Here is a 465-nt window from a genome sequence, read left to right as displayed (position 1 = left end):
GATGTTGTCAAGATCAAGCTCATCTCCATCAGCATCTAAGAATGTATAAGCATCTTCATCTGTTAAGTTACCGATAGCTTCACTAAATGTAACTTCGATTTCTGTTCCAGATTCAACTTCTACTCCTGTTACTGTTGGTGGTTCACGATCTGCAGTGATTTTTAGGTCATAAGTTTTTTCGTTAAACGCATTACCCCAGTTATCTTCAATCGCATCGCCATCAGAGTTTTCGTCTCTGATTGTGAACTCTACATCACCAGAAGGTAACGCACGATCTTTCACTTCAGACTCATCACCATCTGCGAATACTACATATACTTTTGTTACTGCGCCATCAATTTCTTCATCTAAGTCAGCGTTAGCCCATACAGACTTCGCATCCCATGAAGAATAAGAATGATAGAAGTGATCTGCTGTTACACCAGATACTGGCTTGTCAAATTCAACTTCTACTACTTTTTGATC

The 465-nt window shown here is 39.4% G+C and carries 1 protein-coding gene; it reads right to left on the bottom strand.

Features of this window, described 5'->3' with window-relative positions; translation table 11 throughout:
• A partial coding sequence (locus tag Q5Y73_RS24670) for a hypothetical protein (RefSeq protein ID WP_305994575.1) occupies window positions 1-465 on the bottom strand: 465 nt, incomplete at both ends.

Origin of the sequence: Chengkuizengella axinellae (assembly GCF_030730905.1) — a bacterium.
GTDB lineage: Bacteria > Bacillota > Bacilli > Paenibacillales > KCTC-33759 > Chengkuizengella > Chengkuizengella axinellae.
Note: the sequence above shows the minus strand (reverse complement) of the source record. Positions and strands in the feature narration are given on the sequence as shown.